General features: G+C 68.2%; 24 protein-coding genes and 6 tRNA genes. 7 read left to right on the forward strand and 23 right to left on the reverse strand.

What is annotated here, in order from left to right:
• Nucleotide 1: 1 nt before the first annotated feature.
• The 8 genes from bioB to I6I07_RS13685 form a co-directional block, all read right to left on the reverse strand.
• Nucleotides 2-1027: a biotin synthase BioB gene (bioB, locus tag I6I07_RS13650; protein ID WP_198487046.1), complete on the reverse strand. Its 1026-nt coding sequence runs from the start codon at nucleotides 1025-1027 to the stop codon at nucleotides 2-4.
• 249 nt (nucleotides 1028-1276) lie between these two features.
• Nucleotides 1277-2767 carry a helix-turn-helix transcriptional regulator gene (locus I6I07_RS13655; RefSeq protein ID WP_198487047.1) on the reverse strand — a complete coding sequence of 497 codons (1491 nt, stop codon included), beginning with the start codon at nucleotides 2765-2767 and terminating at the stop codon, nucleotides 1277-1279.
• A 228-nt stretch (nucleotides 2768-2995) separates the two neighbouring features.
• Nucleotides 2996-3072 (reverse strand) — tRNA-Asp (locus I6I07_RS13660).
• A 79-nt stretch (nucleotides 3073-3151) separates the two neighbouring features.
• Nucleotides 3152-3227: transfer RNA gene (locus I6I07_RS13665), tRNA-Glu, on the reverse strand.
• Between the two features lie 45 nt (nucleotides 3228-3272).
• A tRNA-Ala gene (locus I6I07_RS13670) sits at nucleotides 3273-3348 on the reverse strand.
• A gap of 103 nt (nucleotides 3349-3451) precedes the next feature.
• A tRNA-Asp gene (locus tag I6I07_RS13675) sits at nucleotides 3452-3528 on the reverse strand.
• Nucleotides 3529-3603: 75 nt separating this feature from the next.
• A tRNA-Glu gene (locus I6I07_RS13680) sits at nucleotides 3604-3679 on the reverse strand.
• A gap of 57 nt (nucleotides 3680-3736) precedes the next feature.
• Nucleotides 3737-3812 (reverse strand) — tRNA-Ala (locus I6I07_RS13685).
• Between the two features lie 362 nt (nucleotides 3813-4174).
• Between I6I07_RS13685 and I6I07_RS13690 the strand changes: the two genes are divergently transcribed.
• On the forward strand, nucleotides 4175-5230 hold the full coding sequence (locus I6I07_RS13690; protein ID WP_198487048.1) for an aldo/keto reductase: 1056 nt from the start codon (nucleotides 4175-4177) through the stop codon (nucleotides 5228-5230).
• A gap of 63 nt (nucleotides 5231-5293) precedes the next feature.
• Here I6I07_RS13690 and lnt read toward each other — a convergent pair whose 3' ends face one another.
• The 5 genes from lnt to miaB form a co-directional block, all read right to left on the reverse strand.
• Nucleotides 5294-6925, reverse strand: a complete 1632-nt coding sequence (gene lnt, locus I6I07_RS13695; protein WP_198487049.1) for an apolipoprotein N-acyltransferase — start codon at nucleotides 6923-6925, stop codon at nucleotides 5294-5296.
• The gene (locus I6I07_RS13700; RefSeq protein WP_198487050.1) at nucleotides 6922-7812 is read right to left on the reverse strand and encodes an HlyC/CorC family transporter; all 891 of its coding nucleotides are present in this window, start codon (nucleotides 7810-7812) and stop codon (nucleotides 6922-6924) included. The genes lnt and I6I07_RS13700 overlap by 4 nt, the downstream gene beginning before the upstream one ends.
• 168 nt (nucleotides 7813-7980) lie before the next feature.
• Nucleotides 7981-8454, reverse strand: a complete 474-nt coding sequence (ybeY, locus tag I6I07_RS13705; protein ID WP_006390899.1) for an rRNA maturation RNase YbeY — start codon at nucleotides 8452-8454, stop codon at nucleotides 7981-7983.
• A complete protein-coding gene (locus tag I6I07_RS13710) occupies nucleotides 8444-9469 on the reverse strand; it encodes a PhoH family protein (protein WP_198487051.1) in 1026 nt (341 codons plus the stop codon). Before I6I07_RS13710 ends, ybeY begins: the two co-directional genes overlap by 11 nt.
• Complete coding sequence (gene miaB, locus I6I07_RS13715) at nucleotides 9466-10893, reverse strand: tRNA (N6-isopentenyl adenosine(37)-C2)-methylthiotransferase MiaB (protein WP_198487052.1); 1428 nt, start codon at nucleotides 10891-10893, stop codon at nucleotides 9466-9468. The genes I6I07_RS13710 and miaB overlap by 4 nt, the downstream gene beginning before the upstream one ends.
• Nucleotides 10894-11056: 163 nt before the next feature.
• Between miaB and I6I07_RS13720 the strand changes: the two genes are divergently transcribed.
• Nucleotides 11057-11818 (forward strand): phosphatase PAP2 family protein, encoded by a 762-nt coding sequence (locus I6I07_RS13720; RefSeq protein WP_198487053.1) that lies wholly within the window; start codon nucleotides 11057-11059, stop codon nucleotides 11816-11818.
• Nucleotides 11819-11890: 72 nt separating this feature from the next.
• Here the strand turns inward: I6I07_RS13720 and I6I07_RS13725 are convergent, their stop codons facing one another.
• The 10 genes from I6I07_RS13725 to I6I07_RS31695 form a co-directional block, all read right to left on the reverse strand.
• A complete protein-coding gene (locus I6I07_RS13725; protein ID WP_198487054.1) occupies nucleotides 11891-12604 on the reverse strand; it encodes an alanyl-tRNA editing protein in 714 nt (237 codons plus the stop codon).
• Nucleotides 12605-12632: 28 nt separating this feature from the next.
• Nucleotides 12633-13310, reverse strand: coding sequence for a VOC family protein (locus I6I07_RS13730; protein WP_198487055.1), 678 nt, complete (start codon nucleotides 13308-13310; stop codon nucleotides 12633-12635).
• A gap of 88 nt (nucleotides 13311-13398) precedes the next feature.
• On the reverse strand, nucleotides 13399-13710 hold the full coding sequence (locus tag I6I07_RS13735; RefSeq protein ID WP_061073595.1) for a helix-turn-helix domain-containing protein: 312 nt from the start codon (nucleotides 13708-13710) through the stop codon (nucleotides 13399-13401).
• Nucleotides 13707-14075: a type II toxin-antitoxin system RelE/ParE family toxin gene (locus tag I6I07_RS13740; RefSeq protein ID WP_198487056.1), complete on the reverse strand. Its 369-nt coding sequence runs from the start codon at nucleotides 14073-14075 to the stop codon at nucleotides 13707-13709. Before I6I07_RS13740 ends, I6I07_RS13735 begins: the two co-directional genes overlap by 4 nt.
• A gap of 169 nt (nucleotides 14076-14244) precedes the next feature.
• Complete coding sequence (gene secF, locus I6I07_RS13745; protein WP_198487057.1) at nucleotides 14245-15180, reverse strand: protein translocase subunit SecF; 936 nt, start codon at nucleotides 15178-15180, stop codon at nucleotides 14245-14247.
• 51 nt (nucleotides 15181-15231) lie between these two features.
• Complete coding sequence (gene secD / locus I6I07_RS13750; protein WP_198487058.1) at nucleotides 15232-17112, reverse strand: protein translocase subunit SecD; 1881 nt, start codon at nucleotides 17110-17112, stop codon at nucleotides 15232-15234.
• A 114-nt stretch (nucleotides 17113-17226) separates the two neighbouring features.
• Nucleotides 17227-17568: a preprotein translocase subunit YajC gene (yajC, locus tag I6I07_RS13755; RefSeq protein ID WP_013395762.1), complete on the reverse strand. Its 342-nt coding sequence runs from the start codon at nucleotides 17566-17568 to the stop codon at nucleotides 17227-17229.
• 225 nt (nucleotides 17569-17793) lie between these two features.
• Complete coding sequence (tgt, locus tag I6I07_RS13760) at nucleotides 17794-18930, reverse strand: tRNA guanosine(34) transglycosylase Tgt (RefSeq protein ID WP_198487059.1); 1137 nt, start codon at nucleotides 18928-18930, stop codon at nucleotides 17794-17796.
• Nucleotides 18927-19982 carry a tRNA preQ1(34) S-adenosylmethionine ribosyltransferase-isomerase QueA gene (gene queA / locus I6I07_RS13765; protein ID WP_198487060.1) on the reverse strand — a complete coding sequence of 352 codons (1056 nt, stop codon included), beginning with the start codon at nucleotides 19980-19982 and terminating at the stop codon, nucleotides 18927-18929. The genes tgt and queA overlap by 4 nt, the downstream gene beginning before the upstream one ends.
• Nucleotides 19983-20284: 302 nt before the next feature.
• On the reverse strand, nucleotides 20285-21088 hold the full coding sequence (locus I6I07_RS31695) for an IclR family transcriptional regulator (RefSeq protein WP_232626079.1): 804 nt from the start codon (nucleotides 21086-21088) through the stop codon (nucleotides 20285-20287).
• Nucleotides 21089-21208: 120 nt separating this feature from the next.
• On the opposite strand from I6I07_RS31695, the gene I6I07_RS13780 reads away from it, so the two are divergent.
• The 5 genes from I6I07_RS13780 to upp all read left to right on the forward strand — a co-directional run bounded on the left by I6I07_RS13780 (nucleotide 21209) and on the right by upp (nucleotide 26292).
• Nucleotides 21209-22222: an LLM class flavin-dependent oxidoreductase gene (locus I6I07_RS13780; RefSeq protein WP_198487061.1), complete on the forward strand. Its 1014-nt coding sequence runs from the start codon at nucleotides 21209-21211 to the stop codon at nucleotides 22220-22222.
• Nucleotides 22223-22245: 23 nt separating this feature from the next.
• A complete protein-coding gene (locus I6I07_RS13785) occupies nucleotides 22246-22749 on the forward strand; it encodes a flavin reductase family protein (protein WP_198487062.1) in 504 nt (167 codons plus the stop codon).
• A 66-nt stretch (nucleotides 22750-22815) separates the two neighbouring features.
• Nucleotides 22816-23967: an ABC transporter substrate-binding protein gene (locus I6I07_RS13790; protein ID WP_198487063.1), complete on the forward strand. Its 1152-nt coding sequence runs from the start codon at nucleotides 22816-22818 to the stop codon at nucleotides 23965-23967.
• A gap of 114 nt (nucleotides 23968-24081) precedes the next feature.
• Nucleotides 24082-25530 carry a D-alanyl-D-alanine carboxypeptidase/D-alanyl-D-alanine-endopeptidase gene (gene dacB / locus I6I07_RS13795; protein ID WP_198487064.1) on the forward strand — a complete coding sequence of 483 codons (1449 nt, stop codon included), beginning with the start codon at nucleotides 24082-24084 and terminating at the stop codon, nucleotides 25528-25530.
• 123 nt (nucleotides 25531-25653) lie between these two features.
• Entirely contained in the window at nucleotides 25654-26292 is a 639-nt protein-coding gene (gene upp, locus I6I07_RS13800) for a uracil phosphoribosyltransferase (RefSeq protein WP_006386639.1), read from the forward strand.

The raw sequence follows: 26292 nt of genomic DNA on the forward strand, positions 1-26292 counted from the left end.
GTCACGCCGACAGGTCCTGGCGCGCGTGCTGATGCGTATGCTGGCCGGCGTCGATACGCATGCCCAGCCGTTGCAGCAGGCGCTGGTCGGCCTCCATGCGCGGGTTGCCGGTGGTCAGCAGCACGTCGCCGTAGAACATCGAATTGGCGCCGGCCATGAAGCACAGCGCCTGCATCGCGTCGTCCATGGCCTCGCGCCCGGCCGACAGGCGCACCATGGCGCGCGGCATGGTGATGCGCGCCACCGCGATGGTGCGCACGAACTCGAACGGATCGAGCGGCTCGACGTCGGCCAGCGGCGTGCCTTCCACCCGCATCAGGTTGTTGATCGGCACCGACTCGGGGTAGGGCTCCATGTTGGCCAGCTGCGCGATCAGGCCGGCGCGCTCCTGGCGCGATTCGCCCATGCCGACGATGCCGCCGCAGCAGACGTTGATGCCGGCGTCGCGCACGCGGTCCAGCGTGTCGAGACGGTCCTGGTAGGTGCGGGTGGTGACGATCTTGCCGTAGAACTCGGGCGAGGTGTCCAGGTTGTGGTTGTAGTAGTCCAGGCCGGCCTGCTTGAGCTGTTCTGCCTGGCCCTCGCGCAGCATGCCGAGCGTGACGCAGGTCTCCAGGCCCAGCGCCTTGACCGCGCTGACCATCTCGGCCACGGCCTCCAGGTGGTGCGGCTTGGGGCTGCGCCAGGCAGCGCCCATGCAGAAGCGTTGCGCGCCGCCGGCCTGGGCGGCGCGGGCCGCGGCCAGCACCTCGTCCAGCGGCATCAGCTTTTCCGTTTCCAGGCCGGTGTCGTAGCGCGACGACTGCGAGCAATAGCCGCAGTCCTCGGGACAGCCGCCGGTCTTGATCGACAGCAGGCTCGACAGCTGGATGCCGTTGGGGTCGAAGTGGGCGCGGTGCGTCTGCTGGGCGCGGAACACCAGGTCCATGAACGGCAGGGCGTAAAGCTCCATCACGGCGGCGCTGCTCCAGGCGGGCGCGGGCTGCGCCTTGGGCGGCTTGGGAACGGGAATGTAGGCGGTCTGCATCAACGGACTCCAGAAGGCTTGCGGGGATCTCGCCGGCCCCGGGAGCGGGGCGGCCAGATCGGCGGATCGTAAGAACCTGCGCAGGGTTTGCGCAATCTGGGGTTCGGTGCGGATTTTGGAGGGGTGTTGAGCGGGTTTTTGCCGAAAATGATGGTTTTTGGCGGCGGACGGAATCGAACGCGGTGGCATCTTCGCGCAGCGCGATGCCCCGATTATTTTGATTCAATTTGTAAATTCGCGCGGCGCGCGTCAGCCCGCGCCGGATTTGCCGCGCGAGCGTGGTTTTTCATGCCCGGTGATGCCGCGGTCGCGGGCCCAGACGATGGCCGCGCTGCGGCGGTGCACGCCGATCTTGCTGTAGATGGTGGCCACGTGATTGCGCACCGTGTTGCGCGACAGGCGCAGCTGGCGGGCGATATCGTCGTCGCCATGGCCCTGGCACAGCAGGCCCAGCACCTCGCGCTCGCGGGCGGTCAGCTGCGCCAGCTCGGCCACGTCGCGCGCCGCCGGCGCCGGGGCGCGCAATTGCGCCAGCTTCTCGATGATGCCGCGGCTGAACCACGAGGTGTCCTGCATCACGGCCTCGATCGCCGTCAGCAGCTCGGTCTCGCTGCGCTTGCGTTCGGTGATGTCCTGCATCACCAGCAGCACGCGGCGCTCGCCGCCGATCATGACCGGCTCGGCCGACGCCAGGCAGTCCAGCAGGTCGCCATCGGGCGTGGCCAGCGCGGCTTCGCGGTTGCGGATGCTCTCGCCGCGCGCCAGGCTGTCGGCCATGCCTTCGAACGGGCGCAGGCCCAGGCTGGTCAGCTCCTGGCCCGCGCCGTCCTGCGCCGACACGCCCACGGCCTGCGCGAACGCGTCATTGATATCCAACGCGCGCAGCGATTCGCCGTCGCACAGCGCCATCGGCACCGGCGCCAGCCGGAAGGCCTTGGAGAAACGCTCTTCGCTCTGTTGCAGGGCTTCCTCGGTACGCTTGCGTTTTTCCAGGTCGATGAAGGTGAACAGCATGCACGGCTCGTCCTGCATGTCGATCGGCTGGCCGGCGACGATGACGAAGCGCGGACCGCCATCCGCCAGCCGCACCACGCCTTCGCGCTGGCTGATGGTCAGGCCCGCGTTCAGCTTGGCCACCGCGTCGTCCTTGTCGTCGCCGCCGTCGAGCACATCGAGTTCGTAGGCGGACTTGCCCAGCACCGCCTCGCGTGTCAGGCCGGTCATGTCGAGGAAGCCCTGATTCACTTTCACATAGCGCAGGTCGGACAGGCGGCAGATGAGCGCCGGCGCCGGATTGGCGGCGAAGGTGCGCTCGAAGCGCTGCTCGGCGTTGAACTGGCCGGTCTGGTCATCCAGGATCAACACGCGGAAGTCCGCGCCGTCGCCTTCCAGCAGCAAGCCGCGCGCGCGGATGTTGCGCAGGAAATCGGCGTCGTCCTTGCGCGTCAGGTCCAGCAGCAGGTCGTCGAACGCCACCGCGGCGGCCAGGCGGTCCAGCGGGTACTGCCGGGCGGGCACGCGATGGTGGTTGCGGTAGGTCAGCGCATAGCGCTTGCGATAGCCGGCGGGCGTCTGCCCCAGCGCCTCCAGCGTGTCGACCCCGTGCAGCGCCAGCGCGCTGGCGTTGGCCCAGGCGACGCTGCCATCGGGCTCGAGCAGGATGATGCCTTCGTTCAAGCCTGCGATGATCCGTTGCAGGTGTTGGCGGTGGGCTTGCGGAGCGGCGTTGCTGGCGGTCACGTGGGCCTCTTGGCTTGGCTGGCACAAGCGCACAGGATGCGTTGCGCGGCGCGGCCTGTCCAGAGGATAAACGGACGAGACGGGGAAGGGGCGGCACGGCGCTTGCTGCCGCGCAAAGCAAAAAAGCTCCGGAATCCGGAGCTTTTGGCGGGCGCCTTCTGGCGCAGTGCAGGAAGACTCCTGCGGAACGACTGGTCTTGCGGCTTGCTGGGATGCACACAAGATGCTTGGCGGAGCGGACGGGACTCGAACCCGCGACCCCCGGCGTGACAGGCCGGTATTCTAACCAACTGAACTACCGCTCCGCAGCGGTTTACAACAACACTTGGCAGCACATCATCTTGTCAGGACGACTTTGCAGATCCGGTCGGCGAGCCAGCGAACTGGCGTCCCCTAGGGGATTCGAACCCCTGTACTCACCGTGAAAGGGTGATGTCCTAGGCCTCTAGACGAAGGGGACCGGAACTTGCAACTGCACAAACTACTGTACTACTTACTGCTTTACTGGTGGAGGTAAGCGGGATCGAACCGCTGACCTCTTGCATGCCATGCAAGCGCTCTCCCAGCTGAGCTATACCCCCCAGATTCCCTGCTGTTCCAACCTGTAAACAACAAGGCTTACACCCTATAAATGCAAAAAGCTCCAGGGACGGAGCTCTTGAAAGGCACTGCGTAGAGCGCTTTTGGCGGAGCGGACGGGGCTCGAACCCGCGACCCCCGGCGTGACAGGCCGGTATTCTAACCAACTGAACTACCGCTCCGCAGCGGCTTACTCAACTACTGTGTCACTTCAACTGCATTCGGTACTGAATACTTCTGTACTGCAACCAGTAAACTGGCGTCCCCTAGGGGATTCGAACCCCTGTACTCACCGTGAAAGGGTGATGTCCTAGGCCTCTAGACGAAGGGGACTTGGACTTGCTGTTTTTACTGCGAGTTTTACTGCTGTACTACTTCTTCGCTTTGGACTGGTGGAGGTAAGCGGGATCGAACCGCTGACCTCTTGCATGCCATGCAAGCGCTCTCCCAGCTGAGCTATACCCCCGTTCTTCTAATCAATTCCTGCCACGTTTTACGTTTTTTCGATCACTTTCGTGGCCGTTTTTCGTATCTCGTTGCCGGTTTTGTTTAGTGCCGTTGGCGAAGAAACGAGATTATGCACGAACTAATTTCGGCGTGCAAGTCGGTTGGGTGCAAAAACTGAAAAAGTTGCGTTGAAATCGCTTTCAAGGGGACGCATGCGTGGCCGCGGGGGCCCCGCGGCGAGGGCGCCGGCCGCGTCTGGAGCGCCGCGCGCCAGGCGCACAATGCCGGAAAATCAAAGGCTTGGACGAGTGCTATCGTGACTGTTGCGTGGACCCGGGCGGGATCCGCCATGACGCTTTGCCGGCAGGAGATTTTTTTCGCATGAGCACCCCGACTTCTTTCCCGACGCGCCCGCTGGGGCGCAGCGATATGTCGATCACGCGCATCGGCCTGGGCGCCTGGGCGATGGGCGGCAATGCCTGGGCCATCGGCTGGGGGCCGCAGGACGACGCCGATTCGATCGCCGCGATCCGCCTCGCGGTCGATCGCGGCATCAACTGGATCGACACCGCCGCCGTCTACGGCCTGGGCCACGCCGAAGCGGTGGTGGGCCGCGCGCTGGCGCAGATGAGCCCCGGTGAACGGCCCTACGTCTTCACCAAATGCGGCCTGACCTGGTCGCCCGAGCAGCCGCAGGCGACCCCGCGGCGCAACGGCGCGCCGGCCAGCATCCGCCGCGAAATCGAGGCATCGCTGCGCCGCCTGGGCGTCGAGCGCATCGATCTATACCAGATGCACTGGCCGGCCGGCGACGGCACGCCGCTGGAGGCCTATTGGCAGGAATTGCTGGACCTCAAGCGGGAGGGCAAGGTGCGCGCGGTCGGCCTGTCCAACCACAACCTGGCGCAATTGCAGGACGCCGAGGCGCTGGGACACGTGGAGTCGCTGCAGCCGCCGTTCTCGGCGATCCAGCGCGGCGCCGGCGCCGACCTGATTCCGTGGTGCGCGCAGAACGGCACCGGCGTCATCGTCTACAGCCCGATGCAATCGGGCCTGCTCAGCGGCGGCTTCTCGGTCGAGCGGGCGCAGGCCCTGCGCGCGGACGACTGGCGTTCGCGCAACGCGGAATTCCAGCCGCCCTGCCTGGCGCGCAATCTGGCCCTGGCCGAAGCGCTCAAGCCCATCGCCGAACGCCACGGCACGACCCAGGCGGCGGTCGCCATCGCCTGGACCCTGGCGTGGCCGGGCGTCACCGGAGCCATTGTCGGCATGCGCAACGTGGCGCAGGTCGACGGCGTGCTGGGCGCGGCGGAATTGGAGCTGGACGGCGATGACATGGCGCGCATCGCGGACGCGATCGAACTGACGGGCGCGGGGGTGGGGCCGCTGCTGCCGGTCGATGACAGCGGCGCGCTGCCCGCCAACCTGTTGCGCTAGGGCCCGGCCAGGAAGGCCCGGCCGCAAAGCGCCGGACCAGGCAAGGCCTGGCCCGGTTCAGGCTCAGCGGCGACGCGGGCGGCTGATGCCGAAGGCGGCGATCAGCGCCAGGCCGATCAGCGCCAGCGCCGACTTGTCGCCAAAGCGGGCATAGGGCGTCAGGCCCGCCATGCCCTGCACCGAGACCGGCAGCACGCCGGGCTGCAGCGGCGCCAGCTGGGCCGCGACATGGCCCTTGGCGTCGATGGCTGCGGTGATGCCGGTGTTGGTGGCGGTCAGCATGGGGCGCGCGGTTTCGATGGTGCGCAGGCGCCCGATCTGCAGGTGTTGGCGCAAGGCCCAGGTATCGCCGAACCAGCCCAGATTGCTGACGTTCACCAGGATGGTGGCGCCCGGTTCGCCGTTGGGGCCGGGCTGCAGCGCGGGCAGCAGGTCGGGGCCGAACAGGTCTTCGTAGCAGATGTTGAAGGCGATGTGCTGGCCGCCCACCGCGAACGGCGTCTGGCGCTCGGCGCCGCGGTCGAAATCGCCCAGCGGGATGTTCAGCATGTCGACGAACCAGTGGAAGCCCGGCGGCACGTATTCGCCCCAGGGCACCAGGTGGCGCTTGTCGTAGCGCATCGCGGTGCTGCCGCCGGTGAGCTGTTCCAGCGGCGTCTGGCCGTCGAAGCCCATGACGCTGTTGGTGTAGCGGTCGCGGCCGTCGCGCACGTCGTGCAGGGGCACGCCCATGGCGATCACGGCGTTCTGCCGCGCCGCCACCTGGCGCCAGACGTCCCACACGCGCGGGTCGAGCTGGTCCTGGAATATCGGCAGCACGGTTTCCGGCAGGATCACCATCTGCGGCGGCGGCACGCCCGGCGCCGACGGCATGGCCGCCAGTTCCAGGTGGCGGCGCAGGCTCTGGTCGAGCAGCGCCGGATCGAATTTCTGCGACTGCTCGATGTTGCCCTGGACCAGACGCACGTTCAGCGGCTCGCCGCTGGGGGCCGACCAGTCGATGCGCGACAGCGGCCAGCCGGCGGCGGCCAGCGCCAGCGCCACGCCGGCAGCCAGCGCGTGGCGGCCGTCGCGCGGCTGCTTCTGCTGGCCCGCGGGACGCCACAGGCTGGCGATGGCGGCGGCGGCGAAGGCCGACAGCAGGGCCATGCCGTGCACGCCCAGCAGCGGCGCCCAGCCGGCGATGGGGCTGTCGACCTGCGCGTAGCCGATGTTGAGCCACGGGAAACCGGTCAGCAGCACCGCGCGGATCCATTCGAAGCCGGCCCACAGCGCGCCCCAGGCCAGCGTGGCCGACAGCACGCGTCCCGGCGTGGAATCGGCCGCCAGCGGTGTGTAGCGCCGCGCCAGCGCGCCGGCCGTGGCCGGGAACAACGCCAGGAAGGCCGACAGCGCCAGGACCGCGGCCACGGCCAGCGGCGCGGCCAGGTCGCCGTAGCGGTGCAGGCTGATGAAGATCCAGTACAGCCCCAGCGCATAAGTGGCGAAGCTGAACAGCCAGCCGCGCAGCCATGCCTGGCGCGCCGACGGCGCGTACAGGGTGACGCGGGCGGCCACCGCCAGCGCCAGGATCTGCGTGATGGCCAGGGCCCAGTCCGGCAGCGGGCCGGGGGCGAAGGTGAGGGCGTGGACGGCGCCGGCCAGCGTCAGGCCGGCCGCGCCCAGCAGGAACGGACCGCGGGAGGCGCGGCTCATGCGTCGGTGTTGGGCGGGACGCCGCGCGACGGCGCGACGCGCTTGACGCGCAGCCAGATGGCGCGGCGGGCATCGCCGCGCGCCACTTCCAGTTTCAGGCCGTCGATCTCGGCGACGTCGCCGCGGCGCGGAATGCGGCCGAGCTGGCCGCCCATCCAGCCGCCGACGCTGTCGTACTCGTCGTCGGGCAGATGGCAGCCGAACACGTCATTGAAGTGCGAGATGTCGGTGGCGGCCAGCACGCGCCACTGGTTCTCGCCCTCGGGGAAGATCGAGTCTTCCTCGGTTTCGTCGAATTCGTCCTCGATGTCGCCGACGATCTGTTCCAGCACGTCTTCCATCGTGACAAGGCCGGAGATGCCGCCGTGCTCGTCGATGACGATGGCCTGGTGGTTGCGGCTGGCGCGGAACTCGTGCAGCAGCACGTTCAGGCGCTTGGATTCGGGGATGAACACGGCCGGGCGCACCAGCGTGCGCACCTCGATGCCGGGCTCCAGCATGCAGCGCAGCAGATCCTTGGCGAGCAGGATGCCGATGATGTTGTCGCGGTCGCCTTCGTAGACCGGGAACCGCGAGTGCGCGGTTTCGATCACGTTGGCCACCAGATAGGGGATGGGCTGCGTGACGTCGAGCAGGTCCATGCGCGAACGCGGGACCATGATGTCGCCGACGGTGCCTTCGGACACGGCCAGCGCGCCCTTGATCATCTTGTAGGACTCCGCGTCCAGCAGGTCGCGGTCATGCGCGGCTTCGAGAACGGCCTTGATGCCTTCACGGTCCTCGGGCTCGCGGCGCACAAGGGAAAGCAGGCGGTCTAGAAGGGATTTGGTGGCGGGTTTGGATGAGCGAGCGGGAGTCGCTTCGGGAGCAGGGTAGGGGTCAGACATCGTCCGGGAGGACAAGTTATGGAGGGGCCAGCATAACCGAATCTGGCGCTCAATTTGTAACGCCGTCCCGGAAAATGGGTCCAACCGACGCGATCTGCGCCTTGCAGGACGCCATTTTGCGCCGATTGCTCAGGGTTCACCCCAGGGCCGCGGACCAGGCCTCGAGGATCAGGCCTCGTTGTAGGGGTCGGCGATGCCCATGCGGGCCAGCGTGGCGGTCTCCAGCGCCTCCATGCGGCGGGCGTCGCGCGCCTTGATGTGGTCGTAGCCGAGCGAATGCAGCACGCCGTGCAGGGTCAGGTGGGCGGCGTGGTCGAGCAACGCCTTGCGCTGTTCGCGGGCCTCGCGCACCAGCACCGGCACGCACATCACGATGTCGCCGCGCGCCACGCCCAGCGGGTCGACGCCGTATTCGAACGTCAGCACGTTGGTGGCGTAGTCGCGCTGACGAAAATCGCGGTTCAGGCGGCGCCCCTCGGCCGCGCCCACCAGGCGCAGGCTGAGCTCGGCGGCCGTGAAGTCCACCAGTCCGTCCTCGGCCGCAGCGGCCAGCGCCCGCTCGGCCCAGCGGCGCAGGCGCCAGCGCGGCAGGCGGGGTTCCTCGACGCCGTACTGGACGGAAAGGGACAGGTCAGGCGTCATTTTCCGAGGCTCGGTCGTAGGCATCGACGATGCGGGCCACCAGCGGATGGCGCACCACGTCGCGGCTGGTGAAACGGGTGGTGGCGATGCCCTGCACCTCATCCAGCACCTTGACCGCATGCGCCAGGCCGCTTTCCTGGCCGCGCGGCAGGTCCACCTGCGACGGGTCGCCGGTGATGACGGCCTTGCTGCCGAAGCCGATGCGCGTCAGGAACATCTTCATCTGTTCCGGCGTGGTGTTCTGCGCTTCGTCCAGGATGACGAAGGCATGGTTCAGCGTGCGGCCGCGCATGTAGGCCAGCGGGGCGATCTCGATAGTCTGCTTCTCGAACAGGCGCTGCACCTTCTCGAAGCCCATCAGGTCATAGAGGGCGTCGTACAGCGGGCGCAGGTACGGATCGACCTTCTGCGCCAGGTCGCCGGGCAGGAAGCCGAGCCGTTCGCCGGCCTCGACCGCCGGGCGCGTCAGCACCAGGCGCTGCACCGTGTCGCGTTCCATCGCGTCGATGGCGCAGGCCACCGCCAGCCAGGTCTTGCCGGTGCCGGCCGGGCCCACGCCGAAGGTGATGTCGTGCTTGAGGATGTTGTTCAGGTAGTCGCGCTGGCGCGGCGTGCGCGGACGCAGGTCGCTGCGCTTGGTGCGCAGGGCGATGGCGTCGCTGTCGTCGTCCAGCGCCGGCAACGGGTCGGCTTCGCGGGCCGGCGCATCCTGCGGCTTTTCTTCCTGGCGGCCGACGCCGATCTCGACCAGCCCGAGCTGGATGTCGTCGACCGACAGGGCGCGGTGCACGGCCTGCTCATGGAAGCGGCGCAGCACGCGGCCGGCCAGTTCGGCCTGTTCGCCTTCGATGGTGACGCGGCTGCCGCGACGCGACAGCTTGACGCCCATGCCATCGGCCAACTGGCGCAGGTTCTCGTCCAGCGGGCCGCACAGGTTGGCCAGGTGGGTGTTGTCGCCGTCCAGGGTGACGACGGCGGGCATGCTGCGGCGGGCGCGGGGGCGGGATGTGGTCATTCGGTCTCTTGGGCGTCGCGGTCGATGTCGGCCACCCGGGCGCGCAACGAGTTGGTGTGCGCTTCGGTGATGATGACGTCGACCATCTGGCCGATGAGCCGCGCGGGCGCGGCGAAATTGACGATGCGGTTGTTCTCGGTGCGGCCCATCAGCTCGTTCGGGTCGCGCCGCGAGGGGCCTTCCACCAGCAGGCGCTGGCGGCTGCCGACCATATTGCGGGCGATGGTGGCGGCCTGCTCGTTGATCAGCGCCTGCAGGCGCTGCAGGCGGCGCAGCTTGACGTCCTGCGGCGTGTCGTCATGCAGGTCGGCGGCCGGCGTGCCGGGGCGGCGCGAGTAGACGAACGAGAACGAGGTGTCGAAGCCGACGTCCTCGATCAGCTTCATGGTCTTTTCGAAGTCTTCCTCGGTCTCGCCGGGGAAGCCGACGATGAAATCCGACGACAGCGTCAGGTCCGGACGCGCGGCGCGCAGGCGGCGCACCACCGACTTGAATTCCAGGGTGGTGTAGCCGCGCTTCATGGCCGCCAGCACGCGGTCGCTGCCGGCCTGCACCGGCAGGTGCAGGAACGACACCAGCTTGGGCAGGCGGGCGTAGGCGTCCACCATGCGCTGGGTCATTTCCTTGGGGTGCGAGGTGGTGTAGCGGATGCGCTCGATGCCGGGAATCTCGTGCACGTATTCCAGCAGCATGGCGAAATCGGCGATCTCGTCGCTGTCGGTCATGCGGCCGCGGTAGGCGTTGACGTTCTGGCCCAGCAGGGTGACTTCCTTGACGCCCTGGTCGGCCAGGTCGGCCACTTCGATCAGCACGTCGTCGAACGGGCGCGAGACTTCCTCGCCGCGCGTGTAGGGCACGACACAGAAGCTGCAGTACTTGCTACAGCCTTCCATGATCGAGACGAAGGCGGTGGCGCCGTCGACGCGCGGCGGCGGCATGTTGTCGAACTTTTCGATCTCCGGGAAGCTGATGTCGACCTGCGAGCGGCCCTCGGCGCGGCGGCGCTGGATCAGGTCGGGCAGGCGGTGCAGGGTCTGCGGGCCGAACACCACGTCCACGTAGGGCGCGCGCTTGACGATGGCCTCGCCTTCCTGGCTGGCCACACAGCCGCCCACGCCGATCACCAGGTTCGGGTTGGTCTTTTTCAGGTGCTGCACGCGGCCCAGGTCGGAAAAGACCTTTTCCTGGGCCTTTTCGCGCACCGAACAGGTGTTGAACAGGATGACGTCGGCTTCTTCCGGGTTGTCGGTCAGCTCCAGCCCCTGGTCGCCACGCAGCACGTCGGCCATCTTGTCCGAGTCGTACTCGTTCATCTGGCAGCCGAAGGTGCGGATGTAGAGCTTGCGGGGGGAGCCGATGGCGGCGGACGGGACGGCGGCGCCGTCGGGCGCGGCCGAGGCGCGCTTCAGGGAGGTTTCTTGCATGTTGGTCGCCGTGACGGGTGTAGATCCCGGGGGCAGAAGAGGGGAAAAGCGGGATTTTACCCCTTGCAGCAAATTTCCCACTTCAATCCGCAATGCAGGGTTACGATAGCTCGCCTTCGCCAATGACCTTTCCGAGAACAAGACTCTTTACAAACCCGGTCCGATGACGACGAATCTTCCTATTCCCCCGACTCGCACGCTTCCGGCGGGCGGCGTGGCCGCCTCAGCGGACGAGTTCCGCAACCCCTTGTCCACCACCGCGTGGGTAGTGGCGGGCCTGGCGCTGGCCGTGGTGGCGGGCGCCTGTGCGCTGTGGGTCGACCTGCCGCTGGCGATCTGGATCCGGCAGACGGTGTCCGAGGGCGTCAACGAATCGTTCGAGTGGATCGGCGAAATGGGCGAAAGCGGCCGCTACATCGGCGTGGCGCTGGCGTTCTACATCGTCGGCCTGGTCGGCCTGGCGCGCGGCTGGCGCAATCCGGTGCGCATGAGCTACGCCAGCATGGCGCGCGGCAGCCTGCTGATGCTGTCGACCATGGCGGTGGGCGGCCTGGTGGTGCTGGTGCTCAAGCGTTCGGTGGCGCGGGCGCGTCCGGAGCTGTTCTTCGACAAGGGCATCTACGGGCTGGGCGAGGCCTTTTCGCGCGCCAATCAGTTCAATTCCTTTCCCTCCAGCCATACCTACGCCGCCTTCGCGGTGGCGGTGACGCTCGGCATCCTGGCGCCGCGCTGGCGTTGGGCGTTCCTGTCGCTGGCCGTGCTGGTCGCCGTCAGTCGCCTGGTCAACCTGGATCACTATCTGTCGGACGTCATGACCGCCGCCGGCATCGCCATCGCGGTCGGCCACCTGCTGGCCCCGCGCGTGCTGTGCAGCAAGTACCAGTGGCCGCTGCGGGCGCCGTGGCGCTGGTGGAAGAAAAGCTGAGGACGCCGGCGCCAGGCGTTCCGACGAACAAAAAGGCCGCCCCGAGGGTGGCCTTTTGCATGGCGGGCCGGCTCAGGCGAAGGCCACCACCACGCGGCGGTTGGTGCGGCTTTTCTTCTCGATCTTGGTGACCGTGACCGGGCCGATCTCGCCGGTGTTGGCCACGTGCGTGCCGCCACAGGGCTGGCGGTCCACCCCGGGGATCTCGATGATGCGGATGCGCGCCGTGCCGCCGGGCGGCGCCGCGCCGACCGTGCGCACCAGGTCCGGCTGCGCCGCCAGTTCCTGCGGCGTGATGGTGTTGACGGTGACGTCGGTGCGGGCCTGGATCAGCGCGTTCAGGCGCTCCGTCAGGTCGGCCTTGTCGAGGGTCGACTCGGGCAGGTCGAAGTCGATGCGCGCCGAGTCGGGCGAAATGCTGCAGCCGGTGACGGGCGCCGGCACCAGCGAACCGAGCAGGTGCAGACAGGTGTGCAGGCGCATCAGCCGGTGGCGGCGCGGCCAGTCGAGGCGCACGGTGACGCGGTCGCCGACCTGCGGCGCCGCGGCGCCCTCGGCCAGCACGTGCAGGATGCGGCTGCGGTCGTCGGCGTAGACGGTATCGGCCAGGGCCAGCGCGCGGCCGTCGGCCAGCGTCAGCGTGCCGCTGTCGCCGGCCTGGCCGCCGCTGCGGGCGTAGCAGATGGTCTGGTCCAGCTCGACGCCGTCGGCGCGCACGGCGATGACGGTGGCTTCGCACTGCTGTTCGTAGGGCGCGTCGTCGAAGCGCTTGAGGGTGACGCTCATGGGATGTCTCCGTTTTCTTGTGGTCGGGTCAGGCCAGGGTCTTGATGCCCTGGGCGGTCTCGATGGCGGCGCGCAGGCGCGGCGGGCCGTCGGCCTGTTCGATGGCGATGAGGGCGTCCGCGCCCAGCCAGGCCAGCCCCTGGCGCAGCAGCGCGGCATGCGGATGGCTGCCGCTCAGGGCGCGCAGCGCCAACGGCTGGCGCGGCAGGCTGACGCCCGGATAGGCCGGCACGTCCCACTGGATCAGCGTCGGCAGCAGGCCGCCGCCGGCCGCCTGGCCATCCTCGCGCCAGGCGGGCAGGGCGCCATCGTCCGGCACGGTGAGCCGCCAGCGCAGGTCGCCGCGGGTCATGGGAATGGCCGGGGCGATGCGGTCCGGGTGGCGCGCCTGCCATGCGCTCAGGTCGTCGGGCGCCGAGACGCGCGCGGCCCAGTGCGCCAGGAAAGGTCCCTCGGCCAGGCGCGCCCGCATGGCCGGCTGGTCCAGCCCGAACCAGCGCGGCCGCTGCGGCGCCGGTGCGTCCGGGTCGATGGCGATCACTTCCAGGTACACGCCGTCGGCCATGCCCAGCACGCGGTTGTGGGTGCCCATGCGCGGATGCGCGCCGCCGCCCATGGGCGCGATGCCCAGCAGGTCGGCCACGTGGCGGGTGCCGCTGTCCAGGTCCGCGGCGGCGACGACGAGATGATCGAGAGCGAGTTTCATGAGGCCTATGGTAGCGAATACGGGGGCGGCCGTACCCGTACACCTGGCGGGCGGGGCGTCGGTACAGTGCGGGGAAGGGACGCCAGTGCTAGCCCGTGACGCTGATCCCGGCGGTGTCGGGTTGCCTTGCCTTGCGCACGCGTATCTCCACGTGCTGGTCCAGCGCGACCAGGGCGCGCATCAGCCGCTCCAGCGAGATGTTCTGCAACTGGTAACGGCGTATCTGGGAGACCTTGGGCTGGGTCATGCCGGTCAGGGCGGCAACCTGGGCCTGGGTGAGCTGGCGCTGGTCGATCAGATCGTTGAGCTTGATGGCGAGCTGTGCCTGGACGGTGAGGTCGGCGGCGTCTTCAAGGCCGAGGTCATACAGAACATTCAGGGTGCCGGTAGTTCGCGTCATGGTTGTCTCTTGTGGGGCCCATAGCGGGCCTGAATCTGTTTGAGCCGCCGGGAGATCAAGGCAATGTCGGGCCGCGGCGTGGAAATACCCGATTTGGACTTCTTCTGGAATGCATGCAGTACATGCACTCCGTTGCCGATGCGTATCAGGTAGACGGCGCGGAACGTATCGCCCCGATGATCGTCGACCAGTTCAAACACGCCCGGCCCGAGTCCGTGCCATGGCTTGGACGCGGCCGGCTGCCTGCCCGACTGCACGATGAACAGACTCATCCCCAAGTGTTTCTGAACGGCCAGCGGAAAGGTCTGGAAGTCCTTTTTCGAGGAGCCTTCCCAATACAGGGGACGAGGGAGTTCGATAAACATGAATATACCTGTTCGGATATAACTGTCAACCTCCATGGCGACGGCTATGGCGAAGGTATCCGCATGTAGGACGGGGCGCTATTCGTGGTGACCGAGGGGCCTGCGCAAGAATCGTCCGCGCATAAAAAAACCCGCCACGACGGACGGGTTTTCCGGAGCGGGAAACGACTCAGGCGACTTCGCCTTCCTCGCCTTCCTTCTTGACCGGCTTGACCAGGTCTTCGCGCTTGACGCCCATCCACATGGCCAGCGCGGCGGCGACGAACACCGACGAGTAGATGCCGAACCAGATGCCGATGGTCAGGGCCATGGCGAAGTAGTGCAGGGTGGGGCCGCCGAAGAACAGCATGGCCAGCACCATCATCTGGGTCGAGCCGTGGGTGATGATGGTGCGCGAGATGGTCTGGGTGATGGCGCTGTTGATGACTTCCTGCACGTCCGCCTTGCGGTACTTGCGGAAGTTCTCGCGGATCCGGTCCATGATGACCACGGATTCGTTCACCGAGTAGCCCAGCACCGCCAGCACGCCCGCCAGCACCGACAGCGAGAATTCCCACTGGAAGAAGGCGAAGAAGCCCAGGATGATGACCACGTCGTGCAGGTTGGCGATCACGCCGGCCACGGCGAACTTCCATTCGAAGCGGAAGCCCAGGTAGACCATGATGCCGATGACCACCACCAGCAGGGCCATCAGGCCGTTGTGCAGCAGTTCCTGGCCCACCTGCGGGCCGACGAACTCGACGCGGCGCAGTTCCACGCCCTGGTCGGCGGTCTTGAGCGCGGCCATGACGGTTTCGCTCTGGGTGGCCGACGTCTGGCCTTCCTGCAGCGGCAGGCGGATCATGACGTCGTGCGAAGTGCCGAAGTTCTGCACCTGGAAGTCGGTGTAGCCCAGCTTCGAGACCACGCCGCGCACGCTCTCAAGCTGCGCCGTCTGCGCGTAGTTGACTTCCATGACCGTGCCGCCGGTGAATTCGATCGACAGGTGGAAGCCGCGCGTGAGGATGAAGAAGACCGCCGCCACGAAGGTGACGAGGCTGATGATGTTCAGCACCAGCGCGTGGCGCATGAACGGGATGGTGCGGTGAATCCGGAAAAATTCCATTTTTTGCCCTGGCTATTCGGTGGCGGGCGGCGTTGCCGCCCGCGCACATGTTCAGTTGGTCTTCGGCTTCCAGACTTCGCCGATGGAGATGGACGTGAGCTTCTTTTTGCGGCCGTACCAGAGGTTGGCCAGCGCGCGCACGCCCACGACGGACGAGAACATCGAGGTCAGGATGCCCAGGCAATGGACCACCGCGAAGCCGCGGATCGGGCCGGAACCGAATGCCAGCAGGGCCAGGCCGACAATCAGCGTGGTGAGGTTGGAGTCGAGAATCGTGCCCCAGGCGCGCTCGAAGCCATGGTGGATGGCCTGCTGTGGCGACGCCCCGTTGCGCAGTTCTTCCCGTATCCGCTCGTTGATCAGCACGTTCGAGTCGATCGCCATGCCCAGTGTCAGCGCGATGGCCGCGATGCCCGGCAGCGTCAATGTGGCCTGCAGCATCGACAGCAGGGCCAGCAGCAGCAGCACGTTCAGGGTCAGGCCGACGGTCGAGAACACGCCGAACAGGTGGTAGTAGATGATGATGAAGACGGCGATCGCCAGGAAGCCGTACAGCGTCGAATGGAAGCCCTTCGAGATGTTGTCGGCGCCCAGGCTCGGGCCGATGGTGCGTTCCTCGATGATCGACATCGGCGCGGCCAGCGCGCCGGCGCGCAGCAGCAGGGCGGTGTCGGCGGCTTCCTCGGAGCTCATGCTGCCCGAGATCTGCACCTGGCCGCCGGCGATTTCGCTGCGGATGACCGGGGCCGTGACCACTTCGCCCTTGCCGTTCTCGAACAGCAGGATGGCCATGCGCTTGCCGATGTTGTCGCGGGTGACGTCGCGGAAGATGCGCGCGCCCTTGGAGTCCAGCGTCAGGTGGACGGCGGCCTGCTGGGTCTGCGAATCGCGGCCGGGCTGAGCGTCCTGCAGGTTTTCACCGGTCAGGACCACTTGGCGGCGCACCAGGATCGGGCGGCCGTCGCGGTCGGCGTAGCGCTCCAGGCCGAACGGCACGGTGCCGCCCAGCAGCGCGGCCTGCGCGGCGGGCGAGTCGTCGACCATGCGGATTTCGAGGGTGGCGGTGCGGCCCAGCAGTTCCTTGGCCTTGGCCACGTCCTGCACGCCGGGCAGCTGCACCACGATGCGGTCCGAACCCTGTTGCTGGATGACCGGTTCGGCCACGCCCAGTTCGTTGATCCGGTTGTGCAGCGTGTTGATGTTCTGCTTGAGGGCCGAGTCCTGCACGCGGGTGACCGCGGCCGGGTTCAGCGCGCCCAGCAGCAGCAGCTTGCCGTTTTCTTCGCTTTCGGTGAATTCCAGGTCGGGCAGGCGGCTGCGCAGCGTCGAGATGGCGCGGTCGCGGTCCTGCGCGCTGGCGAAGGTGGCGGCCACGCTCATGCCCGAGCGTTCGACGCCGGCCACGTTGACCTTCTGGTCGCGCAGCACCGAGCGCACGTCGGCGGCCAGCGAGTCGTAGCGGGCGGTCAGGGCGCCCTGCATGTCCACTTGCAGCAGGAAGTGCACGCCGCCGCGCAGGTCCAGGCCCAGGTACATGGGCTTGGGGGCGAACCAGCCCATCGCGCGCATCCAGGTGGGCGAGGCCGGCAGCAGGTTCAGCGCCACGGTGTAGTGCGGGTCGCCCTGGACGGTATTGAGGGATTTGTCGATGAGGTCGCGCGCCTGCAGTTGCAGGTCGGTCGACGTGAAGCGGGCGCGCACGGTGCCGAGCGTGCCGTTCTGTTCGTAGTAGACCCCTTCATTGGGGATCTTGGCGTCGGTCAGTATCTGCTCGACCCGTTCCAGCATGGCCGGATCCACCTTGATGGTGGCCTTGGCGCTGGAAACCTGGACGGCGGGCGACTCGCCGTAGAAATTGGGAAGCGTATACAGCAGGCCGATAAAGACCGCGATCAGGACCGTAATGTACTTCCAGAGGGGATAGCGGTTCATTGCCGGCTACGTCATGTAAGAGTGGAGAAAAGGCCGCCCGGGCGGCTGGCGCGACGGGCGGCGGGGCGGCTGCCGCCGGACCCGGGGCCCGGCGGCGGAGCTCCTATGGGACGCTTACAGGGCCTTGATGGTTCCCTTGGGCAGAACGGTCGACACCGACGACTTCTGCATGATGACCTCGACCGGCTTGTCGGCCAGTTCCGAGACTTCGACGGTGACGTAGCTGTCGTTCACCTTGGTGACCTTGCCCAGCATGCCGCCGGCGGTCACGACTTCGTCGCCCTTGGCCAGGGCGGCGATCAGGTTGCGGTGTTCCTTCTGGCGCTTCATCTGGGGACGGATCATCAGGAAGTAGAGGATCACGAACATCAGGATGATGGGCAGCATGCCCATCAGCGCGTTGCCTTCGGGGGCGGCCTGGGCCACGACGAGGCTGGCGGTATCGATAACGGACATGTAATTCTCCTGCGTGTAGTCTATTTGGGTTTGTTTATATCGTGCTGTCGCCGATCTTGTTCTGCGCCCATCCCCGCGCGAGCCATGGATAGGGCAAGCCGACTATTGTAGCGAGGTTATTTCCCGCCACCAGTCACGGCCTGTGCGCAGTAATGGGGGCGGATTTCCAAATAAAAAGCCCCCGGCGCTCTCGTGGTTTTCACTAGGTCGGCCGGCGCCGTCCCGCTACTCCACCCCGCGCGCCCGGTCGGCCGCGAACTGTGCGCGCCAGGCGTCGAAGCGGCCCTCGGCGATGGCTTCCCGCATTTCCTTCATGATGGTCAGGTAGAAATGCAGGTTGTGCAGCGTGTTCAGGCGCGCGCCGGTGATCTCGTTGGCGCGCTGCAGGTGGTGCAGGTAGGCGCGCGAGAAGTGGGCGCAGGTGTGGCAGGCGCAGCTCGGGTCCAGCGGACGGGTGTCGTCACGGTACTTGGCGTTGCGGATCTTGACGTCGCCGAAGCGGGTGAACAGCCAGCCGTTGCGGGCGTTGCGGGTCGGCATGACGCAGTCGAACATGTCGACGCCGCGGCTCACGCCCTCGACCAGGTCTTCCGGCGTGCCCACGCCCATCAGGTAGCGCGGCGCCTGGGCCGGCAGCTTGGGCGTGACGTGCGCCAGGATGCGCATCATGTCTTCCTTGGGCTCGCCCACCGACAGGCCGCCGATGGCGTAGCCGTGGAAACCGATGTCCTGCAGGCCGGCCAGGGACTCGTCGCGCAGCGATTCGTACATGCCGCCCTGGACGATGCCGAACAGCGCGTTGGGGTTCTCCAGCTTGTCGAATTCCTCGCGCGAGCGGCGCGCCCAGCGCAGCGACATGCGCATCGAGCGGGCCGCTTCCTCGACGGTCGCGGGGCGGCCGTCGATCTCGTAGGGCGTGCATTCGTCGAACACCATGACGATGTCCGAGTTCAGCGAGCGCTGGATGCGCATCGATTCCTCGGGCGTCAGGAACAGGCGGGCGCCGTCGATGGGCGAGGCGAACTTCACGCCTTCCTCGGTGATCTTGCGCATGCCCTGCAGGCTGAACACCTGGAAGCCGCCCGAGTCGGTCAGGATCGGCTTGTCCCACTGCATGAAGCCGTGCAGGCCGCCATGCTTTTCCATGATTTCCGTGCCCGGGCGCAGCCACAGGTGGAAGGTGTTGCCCAGCACGATCTGCGAGCCGATCTCCTTGAGCTCGTGCGGCATCATCGCCTTCACGCTGCCATAGGTGCCCACGGGCATGAAGATGGGCGTTTCCACCACGCCGTGGTTGAGCGTGATGCGGCCGCGGCGGGCGCCGCCGTCGGTGGCGAGCAGTTCGAAATTCAGTCCGGTCATGGGGCGAGGGATTCGATGAACATGGCGTCGCCGTAGCTGAAGAAGCGGTAGCGCTGGGCGACGGCGTGGGCGTAGGCGCGCCGGATCGGCTCGACGCCGGCCAGCGCCGACACCAGCATCAGCAGGGTCGACTGGGGCAGGTGGAAGTTGGTGACCAGCGCGTCGATGACGCGGTACTGGTAGCCGGGGGTGATGAACAGGCGCGTGTCGCCCTGGGCGGCGGCCAGCGGCAGGCCGGGGGCGGTGCGGCCCTCGGTCTGGGCGGCGGCCGATTCCAGGGCGCGCACGCTGGTGGTGCCGACCGCGATCACGCGGCCGCCGCGGGCGCGGGCCGCGGCGATGGCGTCCACCGTGGCCTGCGGCACGGTGAACCATTCGGCGTGCATGACGTGGTCGGCCAGGTTGTCCACGCGCACCGGCTGGAAGGTGCCGGCGCCGACGTGCAGCGTGACGAAGGCGCGCTCCACGCCCAGGGCCGCCAGGCGGTCCAGGGTCGGCTGGTCGAAGTGCAGGCCGGCGGTCGGCGCCGCCACGGCGCCCGGCTCGCGGGCGTAGACGGTCTGGTAGCGGTCGTCGTCGCCGGCGTCGGCGGTGTGCGTGATGTACGGGGGCAGCGGCGTGGCGCCGTGGGCGTCCAGCAGGTCCAGCACCGGGCCGGGGAAGCGGATGTCGAACAGTTCGCCCTCGCGGCCCAGCACCGTGGCGTCGAAGGCGTCGGCCAGCCGCAGCACCATGCCGGCGCCGGGCGACTTGCTGGCGCGCACATGCGCCAGCGCGCGGTCGCTGTCGGTGATGCGCTCGACCAGCACCTCGACCTTGCCGCCGGTGATCTTGTGGCCGGCCAGGCGCGCCTTGATGACGCGGGTGTCGTTGAACACCAGCAGGTCGCCGGGGCGCAGCAGCCCCTCCAGGTCGGCGAACTGGCGGTCATGCAGCTGGCTGGCGCCGTCCAGGTGCAGCAGGCGGCTGCCCGTGCGCTGGGCGGCGGGCGTCTGCGCGATGAGCTCGGGAGGCAGCTCGTAGTCGAAATCGGAAACGGTAAGGGGTTGCACGCGGATATCGGTATCAGGGGCGGGCGCGGCCAGGGCCGGCCGCCGGGCCGCCGGCAAGGGGCGGGCGGCAAAAAAAGCGAGCCGGACCCGACGGGTTGGCTCTGGACAGCTCGCTATTGTAAAGGGGCCGGCGAAAAGGGCGGCCGGACCGCCGCGATCGCCGTTGCCGGCCCACGGGTGGCGAAGCCCGCAAGGAGGCCGGCGCCGCAGTGTCCGCCGCCCGGTGGCGTCAGGGACGGGGTGGCGCCTTCAGCGCCCGCCGCGCCAGCCGAGCCGGCGCGAGCAGTCGGCCGCGGCGGCCGTCAGGGCCCGCAGCGGCGCGCCGTTCGGGGCGAGGTCGAAGCCGCCGTGCAGCCCCAGGCCGGTGATCGCTCCGGCCAACTGGCCCTGGGCGTCCAGCACCGGCAGCGCGGCCGAGTCGATGCCATGCAGCAGATGGCCGCTGACGCAGGCGTAGCCGCGTTCCCGCGTGGCCTGCCAGCGCGCCCGCAGCGCGGCGGCGGGGTCGGCCGGATCGATGGGTGGGGGCTTGCCGGCCGCATCCGGCGGCTGGCCGGGGCGGGATCGTCCAGCAACTGCGCGGCGTCGGCGCCCTGGCGCCGCGCCGTGTCCCATTCGGCCAGCGCGCGCGGCAGCGCCAGCGCTTCCGGCAGCCAGGCCGCGAAGACCCGCCCGGTGGCGCTGTTCAGCAGGGGCAGCACCGAGCCGACGCGCACGTTGACCGTGACCGGCAGCCGCGCGTCGCGCCACTGGACGATGGTGGGACCGTGCTGGCCCCAGACCGAGATGAAGACGGTCTGGCCGATGGCGGCGCTCAGGTCTTCCAGGCAGCCGGCCGCCAGTTTGACGAAATCCACCTCGGCCAGCGCCGCCAGCCCGGTGTGCAGGGCCTGCGGCCCCAGCCGGTAGCGGGCGCTGGCCGGATCCTGCTCGACGTAGCCGCGCCGCTCCAGCGACACCAGGTAGCGGTGCGCCTTGGCGCGCGGCATGTCCAGGCTGCGGCCCAGTTCCGACACCGACACGGCGCCGCCCAGTTCGGCCAGCCGGGTCAGGACGTCCAGGGCGATCTCGGCGGACTGGATACCGGTGCTGCTCTCTGTTGACATCAGTTCGTCTCTTATTAGAATACGTGTATCACTAAAAAATACATCAGCGTGCCGTGGCGGACAAATCCCCGTGCCGGATGACCGGCCCGGGGCGCAGGCGGACAAAGACGGAGACAAGCAATGAAGATGTCCATCTTCTCGGTGCAGGACCACTACCCCGACCAGCCTCGCAGCCTGGGTCAGCTCTACAGCCAGGTGCTGGAGCAGGCGCGCCGCGCCGAACAGCTGGGCTACGACACCTTCTGGGTGGCCGAGCACCACTTCCATGAATACGGCGCGGTGCCCAATCCGGCGGTGTTCCTGGCGGCGCTGTCGCAGCAGACGACGCGGCTGCGGCTGGGCACGGCGATCTCGATCCTGACCTTCCACAACCCGCTGACGGTGGCCGAAAACTATGCCCTGGTGGACCAGCTTTCGCAAGGCAGGCTGTCGCTGGGTGTGGGCTCGGGCTATCTGAAGCACGAGTTCGAGGGCTACGACGTCGATCCGGCCACCAAGCGCGAGCGCTTCGACGAGAACCTGATGCTGGTCGAGCGCCTGCTGGCCGGCGAGCGCATCAGCCACGAAGGCAAGTTCAACCGCATCCACGAGGTGCGCCTGAATGTGCAGCCGCTGCAGCAGCCGGTGCCCGTCTACGTGGCGATCCTGCGCCGCGAAGCCGCGTACCACGTCGGCCGCCAGGGCCGCCGCATGCTGTTCGTGCCGTACGCGGCGGTGGACAACTTCGAAGAGATCGGCCTGATGATGCAGGACTACCGCCGCGGCCTGGCCGAGGCCGGCATCGAGGACGCCAGCGGCATGGCGGCGGTGGCGCTGCACACCCACGTGGCCGAGACCGACGCGCAGGCCCGCGAGCGCGCCGCCCGCGCCTTCGACCTGTACGTGGAGACCCGCCTGTATGCGCGCAAGCAGGTCTACGACGACATCATCGCCAGCGGCCTGTCGCTGTTCGGCTCGGCCCGCACCGTGGCCGACAAGCTGGCGCGGCTGGCCGACATGGGCCTGGACCACGTCATGAGCCTGCACAACTTCGGCCTGATGCCGCAGGACCAGGTGCTGGACTCGATGCAGCGGCTGATGGCCGAGGCCCTGCCGCTGTCGGGCGTGCGCCCGGCCAACGCGGTGCCGGCCTGACCGTCCGCCCCCGGGGAGCCGCCATGAGCGCCAGCCACGACCTCAGCCCGGCCCATCTGCGCCGGGCGCTGGGGCGCTACGCCACCGGCGTCACGGTGGTGACCGCCGCCGGCGCCGACGGGCCGATCGGCCTGACCGTCAATTCCTTCGCCCCGGTCTCGCTGGAGCCGCCGCTGGTGCTCTGGAGCCTGCGCCGCGCCAGCATCCACTATGCCGACTTCACCGGCCGCGGCGGCTTCGCCATCCACGTGCTGGCGGCGCCGCAGCGCGACCTGGCGCGGGTGTTCTCGCAGCCGGTGGCCGACCGCTACGCCGGGCTGGACTGGTACGCCACCGAGGACGGCATTCCCGTGTTCGACGAATGCGCCGCCCGCTTCGAGTGCGCCACCCGCCAGGTGCTGGAGGTGGGCGACCACGCCGTGCTGATCGGCGAGGTGCGGCGCCTGCATGCCCCGGACGACCACGGCGGCGCCCTGGTTTTCCATAATGGATCCTTCCTGTCGCACCTGGGGGATCCCGTCGTATAACGCTTTCTACGCCGTAGCGGATCGGCAAGACGCATAACGATATCCGCGCCCCAAAGGAGACACCGCATGACCCCTCGTAGCACTCTGACGGCCGCGCTGGCGGCCCTGCTGGTCGCGGGCGCCGCGCCCGCGCTGGCGCAGGTGAAGATCGGCGCCACCCTGTCCACCACCGGTCCCCAGGCCTCGCTGGGCATTCCCGAACGCAACACCATCAGCCTGCTGCCCACCGAGATCGGCGGCGCCAAGGTCGAATACGTGGTGCTGGACGACGCCTCCGACACCACCCGCGCGGTCAGCAATTCGCACAAGCTGATCTCGGAAAACCAGGTCGACCTCATCATCGGCTCGACCACCACTCCCAACACCATGGCCATGCTGGACACGGTGGCCAGCGGCGCCACCCCGGTCATCACGCTGGCCTCGTCGGCGCGCCTGATCGATCCGGTGGACGACAAGCGCCGCTGGGTCTTCAAGACGCCGCACTCCGATTCGCTGATGGCCGAGGGCATCGCCCGCCACGCCGCCGCCAACGGCGTCAAGAAGCTGGCCTTCATCGGCTTCAACAACGCCCTGGGCGAGACCTTCTGGGTGGAAGTGGAAAAGGCCGCCAAGCAGCACGGCATCGAGATCGTCGGCAAGGAAAGCTTCGCGCCCACCGATACCTCGGCGGTGGCGCAGACGCTGAAGCTGGTCGGCGCCGCTCCCGACGCCGTGGTGGTGGGCGCCTCCGGCACGCCGGCGGCGATGCCGGCGCGGGCGCTGCGCGAACGCGGCTTCAAGGGCAAGATCTACTTCAACCACGGCGTGGCCAACAACGACTTCCTGCGCGTCTGCGGCCCGGCCTGCGACGGCGCCTGGGTGCCGGTGGGGCCGGTGATGGTGGCCGACCTGCTGCCGGACACCCATCCCGTCAAGGCCACGGCCCAGGCGTTCGCCAGGAAGTACGAGGCCGCCAACGGCCCGGGCAGCGTGTCGCTGTTCGCCGCCTACACCTGGGACATCGGCCTGCTGCTGCAGCAAGCCGTGCCGGTGGCGCTGAAGAAAGCCAAGCCCGGCACCCCGGAATTCCGCGCGGCCCTGCGCGACGCCCTGGAGAGCGTCAAGAACCTGCCGACCGCCACCGGCGTGGTCAACATGAGCCCGACCGACCACAACGGCCTGGACGAGCGCGCGCTGGTCATGGCCACCGTGGCCGGCGGCAAGTGGAAACTGCAGTAGCGGCTCCCTGGCGACGGCGGCCGGCGCGCGCTTTCGGCGGGCGCCGCCGCCCGTAACCGTCCCAGGTTTTGTATGCTCACGGTTTTGCAGGACGAGCAACCGGGTGGACAGGGCATGACGGGACTAGGGAAAAAGCGTGTAGGCGGGCCGCGGCAATGGCTGGCCGGTGGACTGCTGGCCCTGGCGGCCGGCACGGCCTGCGCCCAGGTGCAGGGCCTGCCGCCGAGCGTGGTCAACGCCTGGAAGGCCAGCAAACTGCCTGACAGCTCCCTGTCGCTGGTGGTGCAGGAAGTCGGCGGTCCGCGCCTGGCGACGCTGAACGCCAAGGAAGCGCGCAACCCGGCGTCGGTGATGAAGCTGGTCACCACCTGGGCGGCGCTGTCCGAACTGGGCCCCAACTACGTCTGGCGCACCGCCTTCATGACCGAGCCGGGCGCCCGGCCCGACGCCAAGGGCGTGCTGTCCGGGCCGCTCTACCTGCGCGCCGGCGGCGATCCGCAATTCCTGATGCAGGACCTGTGGGTGCTGCTGCGCGAACTGCGCCTGCGCGGCGTCAAGCAGATCAATGACCTGGTGATCGACCGCAGCATCTTCGGCCAGGTCGCCACCGACCCCGGCGCCTTCGACGGCGCCCCCGACCGCGCCTACAACGCCAGCCCCGACGCGCTGATGGTGGGCTTTGGCGCGGTGCGCATCCTGTTCACCCCCGACCCGTCCGCCAACAAGTGGGTGCCGCTGATCGACCCGCCGCTGCCCGGCCTGAAGATCGAGGGCCGGGTCGAATGGAGCGACGCGCGCTGTCCGGGCGCGCCCGTGGTCAACACCGACCCGGTCATCACCCAGCAGGGCATCACCCTGCGCGTCAGCGGCAAGGTGGCCGGTTCCTGCGGCGAATTCGACCTGTACCGGCTGGCGCTGTCGCAGACCGATTTCGCCACCGAGGTCTTCCGCCTGCTGTGGAAGGAACTGGGCGGCACCTTCAAGGGCCAGGTGCGTGCCGGCATGGTGCCAGGCGACGCCGTGGTGCTGGCCTCGCACGACTCGCCGACGCTGGCGGAGGTGATCCGCCAGATCAACAAGCGCAGCAACAACGTCATGGCGCGCACGCTGCTGCTGACCCTGGGCGCGGAAAAGGGCCGCCGGCCGGCCACCGTGGCCAGCAGCGGCGCCGTGGCCAAGGGCCTGCTGGCCAAGCAAGGCCTGGACATGCCCGAGCTGGTGATCGACAACGGCGCCGGCCTGTCGCGCGACGCCCGGGTGTCGGCCGACAGCCTGGCGTCGATGCTGACCGTGGCCTGGAATTCCCCCGTCATGCCGGAGTACATTTCATCCCTCGCGATCGCGGGGGTCGACGGCACCGTGCGGCGCCGCATGAAAGGCGACGGCACGCTCGGCATGGCCCACCTGAAAACCGGGTCGCTGCGCGACGTGCGCTCGATCGCCGGTTACGTGCTGGGCGCCAGCGGCAAGCGCTACGTGGTGGTCAGCATCGTCAACCACGAGCAGGCCGGCGCCGTGCGGGCCTTCGACGACGCCCTGATCGCCTGGCTGGCCGAGCAATAAAGGTTGACGCGGCCCCCTGCATCCACCCGGTAAACCGATTACGATTCTCGGGCGCGCGCCGTATTTCCGGCGGCGCCTGAGGCGAACAACCCTGTCTATCAATAATTCTGGAGATTTACGCACATGCCCGTGCACGAAATCCGCCATCCGCTGATCCGCCACAAGCTCGGGATCATGCGTCGCGCCGACCTCAGCACCAAGAGCTTCCGTGAACTGTCGCAGGAAGTGGGCGCGCTGCTCACGTACGAAGCGTCCAAGGACCTGCCGCTGGCGCCCGCCACCGTCGAAGGCTGGTGTGGCGCCGTGCAGGTCGAGAAGATCGCCGGCAAGAAAGTCACCGTGGTGCCCATCCTGCGCGCCGGCATCGGCATGCTGGACGGCGTGCTCAGCCTGATCCCGGGCGCCAAGGTCAGCGTGGTGGGCGTGGCCCGCAACGAAGAGACGCTGGAAGCCCACACCTACCTGGAACGCCTGGTGGGCGAACTGGACCAGCGCCTGGCGCTGATCGTCGATCCGATGCTGGCCACCGGCGGCTCCATGGTCGCCGCCATCGACCTGCTCAAGCGCGCCGGCTGCAAGGAAATCCGCGCGCTGGTGCTGGTGGCCGCGCCGGTCGGCATCGACGCGGTGCTGTCCAAGCACCCGGACGTCCACATCTATACCGCGTCCATCGACGACGGCCTGAACGAGCATGGCTACATCATGCCGGGCCTGGGCGACGCGGGCGACCGCATCTTCGGCACCACCCAGAAGACCGACTGA

Source organism: Achromobacter deleyi (genome assembly GCF_016127315.1).
Lineage (GTDB): Bacteria > Pseudomonadota > Gammaproteobacteria > Burkholderiales > Burkholderiaceae_B > Achromobacter > Achromobacter insuavis_A.